Source organism: Collinsella sp. AF37-9 (assembly GCF_003475115.1).
Lineage (GTDB): Bacteria > Actinomycetota > Coriobacteriia > Coriobacteriales > Coriobacteriaceae > Collinsella.
Genome location: NZ_QROQ01000013.1, coordinates 14,787 through 28,373 on the forward strand (window position 1 = coordinate 14,787; position 13,587 = coordinate 28,373).

General features: G+C 60.9%; 11 protein-coding genes. 4 read left to right on the forward strand and 7 right to left on the reverse strand.

The annotated features are described in order from the left end of the window. Nucleotides 1-34: 34 nt before the first annotated feature. The 4 genes from DW024_RS05345 to DW024_RS05360 all read right to left on the reverse strand — a co-directional run bounded on the left by DW024_RS05345 (nt 35) and on the right by DW024_RS05360 (nt 5,359). A complete protein-coding gene (locus DW024_RS05345; protein WP_118377164.1) occupies nt 35-889 on the reverse strand; it encodes a PRD domain-containing protein in 855 nt (284 codons plus the stop codon). An 18-nt stretch (nt 890-907) separates the two neighbouring features. After that, entirely contained in the window at nt 908-1,420 is a 513-nt protein-coding gene (locus DW024_RS05350; protein WP_158572165.1) for a PTS glucose transporter subunit IIA, read from the reverse strand. Between the two features lie 280 nt (nt 1,421-1,700). Next, a complete protein-coding gene (locus tag DW024_RS05355; protein ID WP_117655569.1) occupies nt 1,701-2,462 on the reverse strand; it encodes a 4Fe-4S dicluster domain-containing protein in 762 nt (253 codons plus the stop codon). Between the two features lie 626 nt (nt 2,463-3,088). Beyond that, nucleotides 3,089-5,359, reverse strand: coding sequence for a DEAD/DEAH box helicase (locus tag DW024_RS05360; RefSeq protein WP_199576935.1), 2,271 nt, complete (start codon nt 5,357-5,359; stop codon nt 3,089-3,091). 551 nt (nt 5,360-5,910) lie between these two features. Between DW024_RS05360 and DW024_RS05365 the strand changes: the two genes are divergently transcribed. From DW024_RS05365 to DW024_RS05380, 4 genes are all read left to right on the forward strand, one after another. Further along, the gene (locus DW024_RS05365) at nt 5,911-8,253 is read left to right on the forward strand and encodes a cation-translocating P-type ATPase (protein ID WP_118377148.1); all 2,343 of its coding nucleotides are present in this window, start codon (nt 5,911-5,913) and stop codon (nt 8,251-8,253) included. A 147-nt stretch (nt 8,254-8,400) separates the two neighbouring features. Beyond that, nucleotides 8,401-8,622 (forward strand): heavy-metal-associated domain-containing protein, encoded by a 222-nt coding sequence (locus DW024_RS05370; RefSeq protein ID WP_117634829.1) that lies wholly within the window; start codon nt 8,401-8,403, stop codon nt 8,620-8,622. A 38-nt stretch (nt 8,623-8,660) separates the two neighbouring features. Then, nucleotides 8,661-8,933 (forward strand): metal-sensing transcriptional repressor, encoded by a 273-nt coding sequence (locus DW024_RS05375; RefSeq protein ID WP_117629570.1) that lies wholly within the window; start codon nt 8,661-8,663, stop codon nt 8,931-8,933. Between the two features lie 146 nt (nt 8,934-9,079). After that, complete coding sequence (locus DW024_RS05380) at nt 9,080-9,553, forward strand: hypothetical protein (RefSeq protein WP_118259215.1); 474 nt, start codon at nt 9,080-9,082, stop codon at nt 9,551-9,553. 153 nt (nt 9,554-9,706) lie between these two features. Here the strand turns inward: DW024_RS05380 and DW024_RS05385 are convergent, their stop codons facing one another. The 3 genes from DW024_RS05385 to DW024_RS05395 all read right to left on the reverse strand — a co-directional run bounded on the left by DW024_RS05385 (nt 9,707) and on the right by DW024_RS05395 (nt 13,547). Further along, entirely contained in the window at nt 9,707-11,077 is a 1,371-nt protein-coding gene (locus DW024_RS05385; RefSeq protein WP_233541340.1) for an amidohydrolase family protein, read from the reverse strand. Between the two features lie 488 nt (nt 11,078-11,565). Next, nucleotides 11,566-12,627, reverse strand: a complete 1,062-nt coding sequence (locus DW024_RS05390) for a hypothetical protein (protein WP_147352049.1) — start codon at nt 12,625-12,627, stop codon at nt 11,566-11,568. A gap of 212 nt (nt 12,628-12,839) precedes the next feature. After that, the gene (locus tag DW024_RS05395; RefSeq protein WP_118377151.1) at nt 12,840-13,547 is read right to left on the reverse strand and encodes a hypothetical protein; all 708 of its coding nucleotides are present in this window, start codon (nt 13,545-13,547) and stop codon (nt 12,840-12,842) included. Between the last annotated feature and the right edge of the window lie 40 nt (nt 13,548-13,587).

Below are 13,587 nucleotides of genomic sequence, written 5' to 3' on the forward strand. Positions count from 1 at the left end.
GCCTTATATCAATCGATGTGTGGGCACGTTATGCCTAGAGACCAGGTTCTCCAAGCAGGTTAACAATGTGATATGCGAGATAACTCTTCTCGGCATCGGTAACGACAACGTTATAGGTAGACGCCAAGTGGTCGGCAATTGACTCCGCGCACGAGAACGCCCTCGGATACGCCGTTTCATCGATACGGAACAGCGCGTCGCCATTGACCTGCCCCGCCGCGGGATCGAGCGCTCGCTGCGCAAAAAACTGCAGATGGCGAACGAAACGCTCGTACGGCAACGAGGTGACGTCAAGGGTCGTGGCATAGTGCTCGGAAACAATCGCGAGCACGTCGCGAACAAGCTGGACCGAAACAATCAGACGGTCAGAGCGCTGCGGCATAGTGGCGTTGACGATATGCAGCGTAATGAAACCCTGCTCTTCTTCGCTCATCTGGATGCCCATATACTCCTTGATAATCTGCAGCGCACGGCCCGCAAGCGCGTACTCCTTGCGATAGAACTGCTGGATCTCGAGCAGCAACGGATTCTCGCAGGGGACGCCCTTACGCTCGCGCTCCAAAGCAAGACTGATATGGTCTGCGAGAGCAATGAGAATCTTGTCGTTGATATCAACATTGAGCTCTCGACGGAGCATCTGAACAATGTCCTCGGAAATCACGAGGTTGACGGTGGGGATGGACTCCAAAAGATGTGCCAAGCGGTCAATCGTACGCGAATCCTGAGAAGTTCCCTCCTGCAACGCGTAGGTCTTTTCGATCGACGCCTCGTCGATGGCATCACCGACATGACGGCCAAAGCAGAGACCTCGACCGATGACGATGAGCTCGGAGCCATCGTCCGAAGTGACCATTGCGACGTTGTTGTTAAAAACTCGCTTGATAACCACGGTACCCACCACAAGAATTTACTCGGAAAGCCAGACGACAGGCTCTTTAACAGCAACAGGGCCGGAAGCATGCTCACGAAGAGTCGAGTTCTCCGAGCGCTCGCACACGATAACGAAGACCGTGGGATCAAAACCGGCAGCGCGAACCACGTCGAAATCGACCTCGACGAGGGGCTGACCCGCGTCAACGTGATCACCCTGGGCAACAAGCGCATGGAAGCCCTTGCCCTCAAGCTTAACAGTGTCGATTCCGATATGCAGCATCACCTGAGCAGAGCTGTCGTCGGACATGATGCCCAGCGCGTGCTCAGTCGGAAACAGCGCCGCGACGGTGCCGGAGACGGGAGCGCACACCGTTCCCTCTTGGGGAACCACGGCAACGCCATCGCCCACGGCACGGCTGCTAAAAGCGGGATCATTGGTTTTTTCTAGGTGAACAAGCTCGCCGGAAACAGGAGCGAGGATTTCGAACTCGGAAGTTGCAGTCTTCTGCTCATCCGAACCGCCCATCAGGCGAGAAAAGAAACCCATGGTGGCATGTCCCTTCATAAATATAGCCCAACCAAAATCAAGCGAATGCGTCCATAGAGACACATCCGTTCAAAGACTTTGGTTAGGCCCACGTCCGAGGGACTCGGTAACCTTCCGCATTTCTTTTTACGGGAGCTATTGTAGACAAGCCCAAAGCCAGAATAATCATTATGACCGGTGAGCGGTATTTATTCTTCGATAAACGGTATTTTAAGCGGCACTTAGGGACGTTCCTTTACTGCCGGCACCAGGGACACTCCTTGCAGCAATTTCGCATGCGTTAGATGAAGAGCTCGCATTCCTTCCGCACGACGCAAGCCTTGCTCAGCATCTGGGAAACAGCGGATAGCTTGTTGGGATCAAGCTTGCGAGCGCCTCGCGGGCATACGGCGATGCAGCGCATGCAGGAGATGCACGCCTCGTCAGCTGCTCGCTTGGGGTCGCCCTTGTCGATAGCACAAACGGGACACGCCGCGGCGCATGCACCGCAGGAGACGCATTCCTCTGTTGCCTCGGGTGCCATACGGCGACCTCCAGCTTGTTTATAAGGGCGATTGCCGGGGATAGAGGGCTCGGACGCATCCTCAGCCAACAGCTTTTGCTGAATTTGTTGCGCAAACTCTGCGAGCTGCGCCGCATCCTGCGCATCCGGTCGCCCAGCAGCAAACTGACGAGCAACGGAATGCTCAGCAATAGCAGAAACAGCTGCAACCACCCTAAATCCGGCGCGCTTCGCAACGTCCTCCAGCTCTACGAGCGTGTCCTCAAACGCGCGGTTTCCGTATACACAAACCAAAACAGCCCGAGCCCCGTTGCCGCGCACCATGCCCAACCGGTCAGCCACCACAGCCGGGATTCTACCGGCATACGCCGGCACAGAGATTACGGCCACGTCGTCCTCAGTCATCGAGACAGCGCTGAGATCTAGCCCGCTATCGGTCAGATCGACGGTAACGGTATTATTGTCCAGCGCCCCGGCCACAAGGCCAGACACCTTCCGCGTTCCACCCGTCGGACTAAACACAATTTCGAATACGCTCATCGAGGCACCCTCTCCCTACGCCTAGCAACGCGTCAAGCCGTTTTCACATTCAGACAGAGTATACGGCGCATGGGGGGAGCTCCCCGTTTTGGTGCGCCAGGCACCCCAATGCACCCACCCTACGCTGTCTGCCTCTTCGTTTTGTATAAATTACGGTACAGATTGTATATATTTACGGGATACCGCCACGTTCTCCTGAGGTACCCCATCCTGGCCCGTGCAAAAAACGGAGTATTCTGCAACGTGACCGCGCCAGCACCGCCGCGGGTGGGCAAAACTGTAGGGCGCCGTATCATTCTAAGTCCCGACATGGCGAGAATGACGCGCCCCCTGCTCCGGAAAACGGCGAAATCTGACTCGGAACGCTCGCTAGGGATATCCGAAGGCCACCGTTGGCGACTTCGAATCATATGCAGACAACTCGAACTGCAGAATACTCCAAAAAATGCACGGCGCACCCCATAGAACCCATTGCTGCATGGCAGGAAACAAGCCCACGGCATCCTCTAGATGCATTCCCGAGGAAATCACATTTGAACTAGCGATCGGATACGGCAAACAAAAGGGCCCCGAACGTAGTTGCTCGGGGCCCTTGGTTCACCTCGCTCTAGCGGGCGATGCGTATGTTATTTGCGCTTGCCGCCGCCGTCGCCGGGACGACGGGAGCTGCCGCCGCGCTTGCCGCCACGATTGTTACCATAGCTGCTACGGTTATCGCGACCGCCGGCACGACCGCCGCGGGAGCCGGCCTGGTTGCCGCCGCGCCCGCCGCGATAGCCGCCACGGCGCTCCTCGCGGGTGTCGTCGTAGTTGCGCCAGTCATCGCGACGATCGCGGCTGGCACGCGGATCGCGACGATCACGCGACTCATTCGAACGACCGGCGCCGCTGCGACCACCGTTGCCACGAGCGCCCTCGCGACGCTCGCCACCGCGGCCACCCTCGCGGCCTCCGCGCTCGTCAAAGCGCTTGCCGCCGCGGGACTCGCCGCCGCGGGTACCACGCTCGTCACGCGAGCCACGGCCTTCGCCGCCACGGCGCTCATCGCGCCCGCCGCGCTCGCCATCGCGACCGGAGCGACGACGGTCACCCGAACCGCGCTTGCCACCGCGCGAACCGCGGCCCTCGTCTTCGCGCTCAACACGACGACGACCGCCACGGTCCTCGTCTTCACGACGACGGCGGTGCGCTTCGCCCTGGAACTGCTTGGCACGGCGCTCGGCACGGTTCCCGCGCGGGGTCTGCTCGACAGCAGCAGCACCCCCGCGCTCCTCGGCAGCCACCTCGCGAGCCACGCTCTCCACAGCCTCGTCCACGCGAGCCTGAACGCCCTCGCGCACGCGGGTCTTGCCGCCGCGCTTGGGACGGCTCGGACGCTCGCCGTCGCCGCGACGCTCATCGCGACCGCGGTTGGAACGACCGGCAACATCGCCGTAATCGTCGCCGTTGCGCTTGCCGTCGCGACGTGCCTGCTCGAGCTTCTTCTTGCTCTTGGACTTGCCGCGCTTGGTCTTCTTCTTCACCTTAAAGGCCGCAGGGTCGCGCTCGGGATCAACCGCGGGCGGGTTGGGACCCACATGCAGGTCGCCGGCCTCGTAGATGTCGGCGGTCTTGTCCATGAGCTTCTCGATCTCATAGAACTCATCGACGTCCTGCTCGGTCACAAACGTGATGGCCCAGCCCAGCTCACCGGCACGGCCCGTGCGGCCGATGCGGTGGATGTAATCGGTCGGCTCGGCCGGCACGTCAAAGTTCACGACATAGCGCACGTCGCTGATGTCGATGCCGCGAGCGAGAACGTCGGTTGCCACCAGCACGTCGACGGTACCGTCGCGGAAGGCCGAGAGCGCGCGCTCGCGCTGGGCCTGGCTGCGGTTGCCGTGGATCGCGGCGGCCTTGATGCCCTTGCGCTCCAGACGACGGCAGCAGCTGTCGGCGCGGTGCTTGGTGCGCATAAAGACGATCGTGCGCTCCGGACCCTCCTTTTTTAGGAACTCGGGCAGCAGGTTGTTCTTGGCCTCAATGGACACCGGGAACACAAACTGGTCGACGGTGTCGGCGGTCGACGTGGCAGGCGCGATCTCCACGCGGGCCGGATCGCTCACCAGGTCGGTGATCTCGCCCACGGCCTCCTCGTCGAGGGTCGCCGAGAACAGCAGCGTCTGGCGCTCGGCCGGCGTCTCGCGCACAATGCGACGGACGGCAGGCAAAAAGCCCATGTCGAGCATGCGGTCGGCCTCGTCGAGTACCAGCACCTTGACCTCGTTCAGGTGGCAAGCGCCCTGCTCAATCAGATCGACCAGACGGCCCGGCGTGGCGACCAGGATGTCGCAGCCGTACTTGAGCGCCGCGGTCTGGGGCTTGTAGCTCACGCCGCCCACGACGGTCACGGCAACATGGCCGGTGACGTCGGCAATCTTGCTGGCGACCTCGTCGATCTGCTGTGCGAGCTCGCGCGTGGGGGTAATGACGAGCATCACGGGGCCGCGACCGTTGCCCTCGGGCTTCTTGGCGCCGCGACGGCGGTTGCGGCCGCCGCGCTCGCGCACGGGCTTGGGCGGAGCAATGTACTCCAGATTGTTCATGGTCGGCAGCAAGAAGGCGGCCGTCTTGCCGGTGCCGGTCTGAGCGGCGGCAAGCAGGTCGCGGCCCTCGAGCACCACGGGGATCGAGCCGGCCTGCACGGGCGTGGGCGTCGTGTAGCCCAGGTTCTCGATGGCACGAAGCATCTCGTCCGAAAGTCCCAGCTCGTCAAAGGCGGGCAGGTTCTCGGTCGCGGACTCGACGGCCTGGGCAGCATTGGCCTCGTCGGCAGCATCGAAGGCAGCCTGGGTCATGGCCTCGCGGGTCTCGTCCAGAATCTCGGCGTCCGTGACGTCAGATACAGAATTACGCATATGTTGTTGTTCCTTATCTGCACGCGTTATGGGCACGGCATGCAGCCGCGCGGGGCGTGCTTGGTAGTGCGCTAATACATACAAAACAGGTGCGCACAGAGAGGACGTTGCTCAGCACGCTGGCGATCGCTTTGGCAGCCCTATCACGCGCCGTCCAGACGCAGCGGCCCTAAGCGATGGAGCAGATTCGCCGCCGGTTAGTATACCCGCGCTTCGCATGCCCCCACGTAAACCACAGATGACGAGGCGGGTCTGGGCCGATTGTCTCAATCTGTAACAGTTACGAGACAAAACCGGGTCTACACGTTACAGATTGAGACGAACTCAAACATCGCAAAACATAATCTCGATCTGTAACAGTTAGAGGTCATTTTCCCCGCTAGATGTTACAGATCGAGATGTTTGACATGAGCTGCCAACGATTGAGCAGCCACCCTCATCTGTATCGAAATGTCGTACATTTCTTTCTGTACTGGACACCCCCAGGGGGTATGGGTGTATAGTATCGGCGGGTTAACAATTTCAACACCGAACTGCAGAAAGGAGAAGCCATGGCTCAAGATAAGTTCGACGTGGGCGGCATGACGTGCGCCGCCTGCCAGGCACATGTGGACCGCGCCGTGAGCAAGCTCGACGGCGTCCAAAGTGTCGCGGTCAACCTACTCGCCGGTTCCATGATGGTCGACTACGACCCCGCGCAGGTCTCCCCCGACGATATCTGCACCGCCGTCGACCGCGCGGGCTATTCGGCCTCGCCCGTCAGCACGGGCACCGATGCCGCCAACTCAAACGGCAACGCGCAAGCCAGGTCCGGCGCCGCCCATATGGAGTCGCCGACCAAAAAGCTGGAGGCCGCCGCCTCTGCCATGCGCACCCGCCTCATCGTCTCGATTGCCTTCCTCATTCCGCTGTTCTACATAGGCATGGGACACATGCTCGGCTGGCCGCTGCCCGGCATCTTCACCGACCACATCCACAGCATGACGCTCGCCCTCACCGAGCTCGTCCTGCTCATCCCCATCGTCTATGTCAACGACGCGTACTTTATCAACGGGTTTAAATCGCTCGTTCACGGCGCGCCCACCATGGACGCTCTCATCGCCGTCGGCGCCACCGCTTCCGTCGCCTGGTCGCTCTATGCCATGTTCATCATGGCCGACCAGTTAGCCGCGGGTCAGGTCCACGAGGCCATGATGACGGGCATGGACAATCTGTATTTTGAGAGCGCCGGCACGATCCTGTCGCTCGTCACCGTGGGTAAATACCTCGAGACGCGCAGCAAATCCAAGACCGGCGGCGCCATCGAGGCGCTGATCGACCTGGCACCCAAGACCGCGACCGTCGTGGCGGAGGACGGCAGCGAGACCACCGTCGACGTCGACAGCATCCTTCCCGGCCAGGTGCTGCGTGTGCGCCCCGGCGAGTCCATCCCCGTCGACGGCGTGGTACTCGAGGGCGCGTCGGCCGTGGACGAGAGCGCGCTCACCGGCGAGTCCATCCCCGTGGAAAAGACCGCCGGCGACACCGTCAACGCCGCCACCGTCAACCGCACCGGTTCGTTTACCTTCCGCGCCACGCGGGTGGGTGCCGAGACATCGCTCGCCAAGATCATCCAGCTCGTCGAGGACGCCAACGCCACCAAGGCGCCCATCGCCCGCATGGCCGACAAGGTCGCCGGCGTGTTCGTGCCCGTGGTGTTCGTGATCTCGGCCGTGACCTTTGCGGTATGGATGGCGCTGACCGGCAGCGTGAACGAGGCGCTCACTTCTGCCGTGGCCGTGCTGGTGATCAGCTGTCCGTGCGCACTGGGTCTGGCCACGCCCGTCGCCATTATGGTGGGCACCGGCAAGGGCGCCGAAATGGGCATTCTGTTTAAGAGCGCCGAGGCGCTAGAGAACCTGCGCAGCGTGGGCACCGTCGTGCTCGACAAGACGGGCACCGTCACCCGCGGCAAGCCGGCCGTGACCGATATCGTGGTTGCCGCACGCGCCGACGGCTCGCCCGCCATGAGCGAAAAGGCGCTGCTCAAGCTGGCCGCCGCGCTGGAGCGCTCGAGCGAGCACCCGCTGGCCGAGGCGATTATGGCCGAGTGCGAGTCGCGCGGAATCGTCGCGCGCATGGTCGAGGACTTTGCCGCCGTGCCCGGGCGAGGCGTTACGGCACGCGAGGGGCAGAATGTCATCGCAGCCGGCAACGTACGCTTCATGGGCGAGTTGGGTGCCGCCGTGCCTACGGACCTTGCCGAGCAATTTGCCACCGAGGGCAAAACGCCGCTGTTCTTTGCCAAGAACGGCGAACTCGTTGGCACCATCGCCGTGGCTGACGAGGTCAAAGAAACGAGCGCCGAGGCCATCGCCGCGCTCCGCAAGCTCGGCGTCGACGTGCGCATGCTCACCGGCGACAACCGCGTGACGGCCGAGGCCATCGCCCGCCGCGTGGGACTCACCAGCGAACAGGTTATCGCCGACGTCCTCCCCGCCGACAAGGAACGCCACGTGCGCGAACTGCAGGATGCGGGCGGCAAGGTCGCCATGGTGGGCGACGGCATCAATGACTCCCCCGCCCTGGCGCGCGCCGACGTGGGCCTTGCCATTGGCACCGGCGCCGACATCGCCAAGGAGGGCGCCGACGTGGTACTCATGCGCAGCGACCTCATGGATGTTGCGCGGGCCATCGAGCTTTCGCGCGCCACGATTCGCAACATCAAGCAGGACCTGTTCTGGGCACTGTTCTACAACGGCATCGGCATTCCGCTGGCGGCGGGCGTGTTCTTCCCGCTCACCGGATGGCAGCTCTCGCCGATGTTTGGCGCCGCGGCCATGAGCCTGTCGAGCGTGTGTGTTGTTTCCAACGCTCTGCGCCTACGAACCTTTAAGCCTAAAGTGGCAAAATAGGCTCACCATTAAGTCCATTTAGAACGGGTTTTCCGGGTGCCCGAGATTGACCTGAAAGAGGAGCGACGCGTACTTTGGTACGCGAGCGACGGCTTGAAGGTCAAGGTCGGGTGCCTGGGAAAGCCGACACAACAGAGAGGAATACCCATGCGTTACACAATTAAGACTTCCGGCCTTATGTGCGGCCACTGCGACGCCACCGTCGAGACGGCGTTGCTCAACGTGGTCGGCGTGACCGACGCCGACGCCGATCACGAGACTCAGACCGTACAGGTGGAGTGTGCCGACACCGTGACCGCCGAGCAGCTCGCTGCCGCCGTCGAAGGCGCCGGCGAGAAATTCCATGCTCTGTCCGTAACTGCCGCGTAACGACCCACGCGCACCCCGATCAGAAACGAGAACCCGCCATGATGGCAGACCATAAATCGGTGACCCGCATGCTCAAGACGGCACGCGGTCAGATCGACGGCATCCTGCGGATGGTCGATGAGGACCGCTACTGCGTCGATATTTCTACGCAGCTCATGGCCACACAGGCGCTCCTCGCGCGCATCAACGCCGACGTACTCAAGGCGCATATCGAAGGCTGCGTGACTTCGGCAATCGAATCGGGCGACGAGGAGCTCAAGGCCGCCAAGCTTGCCGAGATTGAACGCGTCGTCGACAAGCTCTCCAAGTAATTGGGGCATTGGGAACAATCTTCTTTGCACCGTCTTGGTGTTCTGGGGACAGGTATGCTTGCACCACACTGGTGCAGATTAACCTGTCCCCCTTGCTCTAAATCGGGTATAAAGGCGTGCAGCATATCGAACGAAAGGCAATGTGCATGAATGACTTTATGAAGGGTCGCAATGGCGCCGATGAACTCACCATCGTAATGGGTTTTGCCGGCATCATCATCGCGATGATCGGATCGATGGCCCGTATTCAGTGGCTCAGCTGGATCGCCATCGCCGTGATCGTGTTGGGCGTGCTGCGCGGCCTGTCCAAAAACATCGACGCGCGCCGCAAGGAGAACGATGCCTTTGTCACGGCGACCGCAAACGTCCCCGGCCTGGGCAAGTTCGTCGCCAGCTTGGGCGGCGGGGCTGCAGCTGCCAACGCCTCGCGCACGGCCGGCACCAGCAAGGAAGACTTTGAGCGTGCCAAGCGCACGGCCAAGAAGATGTGGAAGGGTCGCAAGACCACGGCCTACCTCAAGTGCCCCAACTGCGGCCAGATGCTGTCCGTCCCCAAGGGCAAGGGCAAGATCCGCGTCACCTGCCCCAAGTGCCACGCCAAGATGGAAACACGCTCCTAGGCATCGCGCCGTGGGGCAAATGAATCAGTAGTGTTTGTCTCAAATCTGAAGCATTTATTCGATAAAAAAGCCGAGGCCTCTTGCTGAGACCTCGGCTTTTTTGTATAAGGCGGCGGCGTTCGACGAGCCGACTGTCCACCGTCACACCGGCGCTTACGCCACGCCGTCGCGGGCGAGCTCCTCGGCCAGCGCTTCGGCAGGCATGGCCATAATCGCGTCGAGCTCGGCGTCCACCTCGGGAATACGCTTCACCTTGAGTTTGCGCACCAGGTTACCGCGACACATCACGTGTATCGGCTCACGCAGAGCGCACAGGTCATCGAGCGGGTTCTCGTGCGTCACCAAAATGTCGGCCGCCTTGCCGCACTCAATCGTGCCGGTCTCGTCACCCAGGCCCAGTAGCTCAGCATTGACTTGCGTGGCCGTATGCAGTGCAAACGCATTGCTCACGCCCACGTACTTGGCATAATAGGCCACCTCGCGCCACATGTCGTACTGGGTCACGAACGGGCAGCTCGAGTCCGTGCCCAGGCCCACCTTAACGCCGGCTTCCAGCGCCGCACGAGCGCTCTCGATAATGCCCGAGCACACGATGTCGCCGTTCTTCTTTTGCGTGTCGGTCGAATGGGTCTTTTCCGGATCGAGCAGTACAAACGGCAGCGCCGGACTAATCGTGCAGGTCACGCTCGGCGCGCGTCCCTCGAGCTGTGTTCCCGCGGCGCCGCGGTACAGCTCCAGGATCTCGGGGGTCATCGGAGCGCCGTGCTCGATTGTGTCGACACCGGCCTGAAGCGCGGCCTTCACACCTTCGGTGCTCTCGACATGGGCCATGACCGGAAGGCCAACCTCGTGCGCCGACTTGCACGCCGCCGCGGCGACATCGACCGGCATGCGCAGCACGCCCGGCTCGCCTACTTCGGTCGCATCGAACACGCCGCCCGTCACGAACAGCTTGATGACGTCGGCACCGCGCGCATACAAGTCACGCACTTGTTCGGCCGCCTCATCGGGGGTATCGGCGACCTGCGCGAACAGCCCCGCACCGTGACCGCCCGGCACCGTGACACCCGTTCCCGGCGCCACCAGACGTGGACCCTGATACTTGCCGACGTCGATAGCGTTGCGCACGGCAATATCGGCAAACAGCGGGTCACCCGCACCGCGCACCGTGGTCACGCCGCTTGCCAACTGTTGCTGGGCACTGCCTTTGAGGATGTGGCGAACGATGGCGCGGCCCACGGGATTGTCGAGCTTCTTCATCAGTGCACCCGCATCGCCCGCCGAAACCGGCTTGCCCGAGCCGCACAGATGCACATGCATATTGATGAGACCTGGCATGAGATACGCCCCTGCCAGGTCGATGACCTCGGCACCCGCCGGCGCCTGCGCCACAGCACTCGGCCCCATCCATGTGATGACACCGCGCTCAACGGCCACGGCCATATCGGGCTGCGGCTCCATATGCTCCGAGCCATCCAAAACGGTCGCATTGATAAACAACGTGGGACGATCGGCAGTCGCCATATCGAGCTCCTCCCTCTCAGAAAACTTCAACATTTGTCCATTATTACCTAGCGCGGCGGAATTGCTGCGGACATATCGGTCAACGGAGAAAGGAGGAGATGCGGAGAATGGAATGCGTTGCAGCCCCATCCCAGCGACATCCGGGAAATGTCTAGATCTGTAACAGGTGGACCGTCTTTAACCTTCCAAATGTTACAGATCGAGATCTTTCGGCACCGCGTCCAACCTTTGTCTCGATCTGTAACAGTTAGAGCGGTTTTTGGCCGTTAGATGTTACAGATTAAGATATTCTCCAGCCCTGTCGTCAAACGTCTAAATCTGTAACAGTTAGACAGGTTTTCGGCCTCTAGATGTTACAGATTGAGATCTTTTAGCGGCAGCCAACCTTCTGTCTCGATCTGTAACAGCTACGAGGCCAAACGGCCCCTTGTTGTTACAGATCGAGACAAACTCGGCAGGAACAACCACATTCGCGTCAGTTGCACCCCTTAGCACCCATACCACTGACGCTTCCATTCCTCAGCCAGATCGGCCCGCTGTGGAATTCCCGCCAGTCTCATCTTTTCAGCCAGGTTCCCCGGGTTCTTGAGTTCGTTAAACGTAAACCGAAGCACCTTATGCCCGAGCATTGTCAGATGAGATTCCCGCTGACGCTCTGCCACGAATGGGTCAACCGACTCCCGACCCTCGCCGCTCTGCAAGGTGTACTTCCCCTTTCCGTCGAGCTCGCCGATGACACACGTCCCGTCCTCGAGCCGCCAAAAATAGTCGACGCGAAACACCTGGCTCGGATCGAGCGGGTCGCGAAACTCCACCTGCAGCTCCGGAACCGGAAAGCCGTACGCAATAAAGAATGCTCGGAACCGAGACTCGCCGCCGTTTTCAAACAGCCCGTCCGCATACGACGCAATCACCTGTGCCCTGCGATACCCTCGCCTGCCCTCGCAATCGGCGCGGAGGCGCTCGCACAAATCCCCACGTGATACGCCTTTCGCCCGCAGTGCAGAATCGGCGATCGCCAGACCATACGAAAACGGCGCACGCAGCAGACAGTCCTTCACCGTGCGCCAAAACGGCGTCACTCGCACGCCGTCGACGCGCTCAAGCGCACCCGCCGCCTGCGGACGCAACAGCCGGCATCCTGCACTCAGCGGCACCGAGCAACCTGTCTTAACAAGAAATCGCGGCCCAAGCAGATCATTTGGCACCTCCAGACCCCACAAAAGTGCCGCGTCGTAACCCCAAAACGCCCAATCGGGATGAAACTCCGCAAGCCCTTTGATGGTCCGCAGCGCTCGCTCCGTCGGCGTCAACGCATCCCAATCATGCTGAAAACAGAACAGGTGCGACTCAGGCTCCGCGATATCGTCGGTTCCCACATGGCGCCGCAGCCACATGAGCTCGGCATTGTCGTGCGTCACAAGCAGCACGCCTAGTTCAGCCGCCTCCGTGAGCCTGGCAAGCATCCTATTCCGCGCCAACGTGTTGCGAGCCGTATGCTTGTGTTTGAGAACGGTATTAGACACTTCCATCACCACCACATCGGACAAATGGACCATTGTCACCGTTGCCTCCGCTGATAAACGTCTTGATCTGTAACAGTTAGACGTTCTCCAGGCCCCTAAACGTTACAGATTTAGACAAACCAGCGGCGCCCAGGTATTCGTCTCGATCTGTAACAGGTAGACCGGTTTTTTGTCCCTAAACGTTACAGATCGAGACATAAAGGCAGAAGGCAAGGCAGGCGACAACCGTCCATCCCCTACTCCCATTCCTGTTCGTAGATGTTGAGCGACTTCACATACCGCCCCTGGGCACCCATGATGTCGCGGACCAGGCGCAAAAAGAAGCTGATGCACGAGGTGTCGAAACCGTCCTCCAGGTCCTCGGGATGCACCGAGCCCGGCCCGTCGACCGTCGTGTCGCTCAGGCGCGCGATGTCATACAGGTAGAGCTGCCCCGCCGTCAGCCAGACATCGTCGACGCACGCGAGTCGCACCGCAATCGCACCATCGTTCCAGCGCTCCTTTTGCACGATATGTGGGTCGTAGACGTCAAAGCGACGGTCGGTGCGCGTGTCCTTCAGCACGACCATGCCAGTCGCGGGATCCTTGTCCAAAATGCCAAAGCGCGAGAAATACTGCGTGTCACGCACCTGCTTAAGTCGCCCGAGCGAAGCAGGAGAAATTGACGCTGGCGGCTCGTCCACATACAGCTCCAACAGCGTCTTGCCGTGGTAATAGGGGCGCTCAAACAGCAGCCAATCGGTAAACGCCATGTTGTAGGCCATGATTTCGTTTTGAGATGGTTCCTCGCAATAGCTGAGCCACGGATCGACGATAATCTCGAACTGCTCGCGCGCCGGCTCCAGAAATTGAAACTTCCGCAGCATCCAAAAGTGAGCCATGTCGGCAATATCGTTGCCGACGGCCTCGGCCAGCTGCGCTCGATCAAAAACTTGGTCAGTCATGGCATCCTCCTCAAACTGATGGACCTCAATTTGAGCTTAC

Bases quoted from the DNA above. Each gene is read 5' to 3' on its own strand.
- DW024_RS05350 (WP_158572165.1), bottom strand. From the start codon at position 1,420: ATGGGTTTCTTTTCTCGCCTGATGGGCGGTTCGGATGAGCAGAAGACT.
- DW024_RS05355 (WP_117655569.1), bottom strand. From the start codon at position 2,462: ATGAGCGTATTCGAAATTGTGTTTAGTCCGACGGGTGGAACGCGGAAG.
- DW024_RS05360 (WP_199576935.1), bottom strand. From the start codon at position 5,359: ATGCGTAATTCTGTATCTGACGTCACGGACGCCGAGATTCTGGACGAG.
- DW024_RS05365 (WP_118377148.1), top strand. From the start codon at position 5,911: ATGGCTCAAGATAAGTTCGACGTGGGCGGCATGACGTGCGCCGCCTGC.
- DW024_RS05370 (WP_117634829.1), top strand. From the start codon at position 8,401: ATGCGTTACACAATTAAGACTTCCGGCCTTATGTGCGGCCACTGCGAC.
- DW024_RS05375 (WP_117629570.1), top strand. From the start codon at position 8,661: ATGATGGCAGACCATAAATCGGTGACCCGCATGCTCAAGACGGCACGC.
- DW024_RS05380 (WP_118259215.1), top strand. From the start codon at position 9,080: ATGAATGACTTTATGAAGGGTCGCAATGGCGCCGATGAACTCACCATC.
- DW024_RS05385 (WP_233541340.1), bottom strand. From the start codon at position 11,077: ATGGCGACTGCCGATCGTCCCACGTTGTTTATCAATGCGACCGTTTTG.
- DW024_RS05395 (WP_118377151.1), bottom strand. From the start codon at position 13,547: ATGACTGACCAAGTTTTTGATCGAGCGCAGCTGGCCGAGGCCGTCGGC.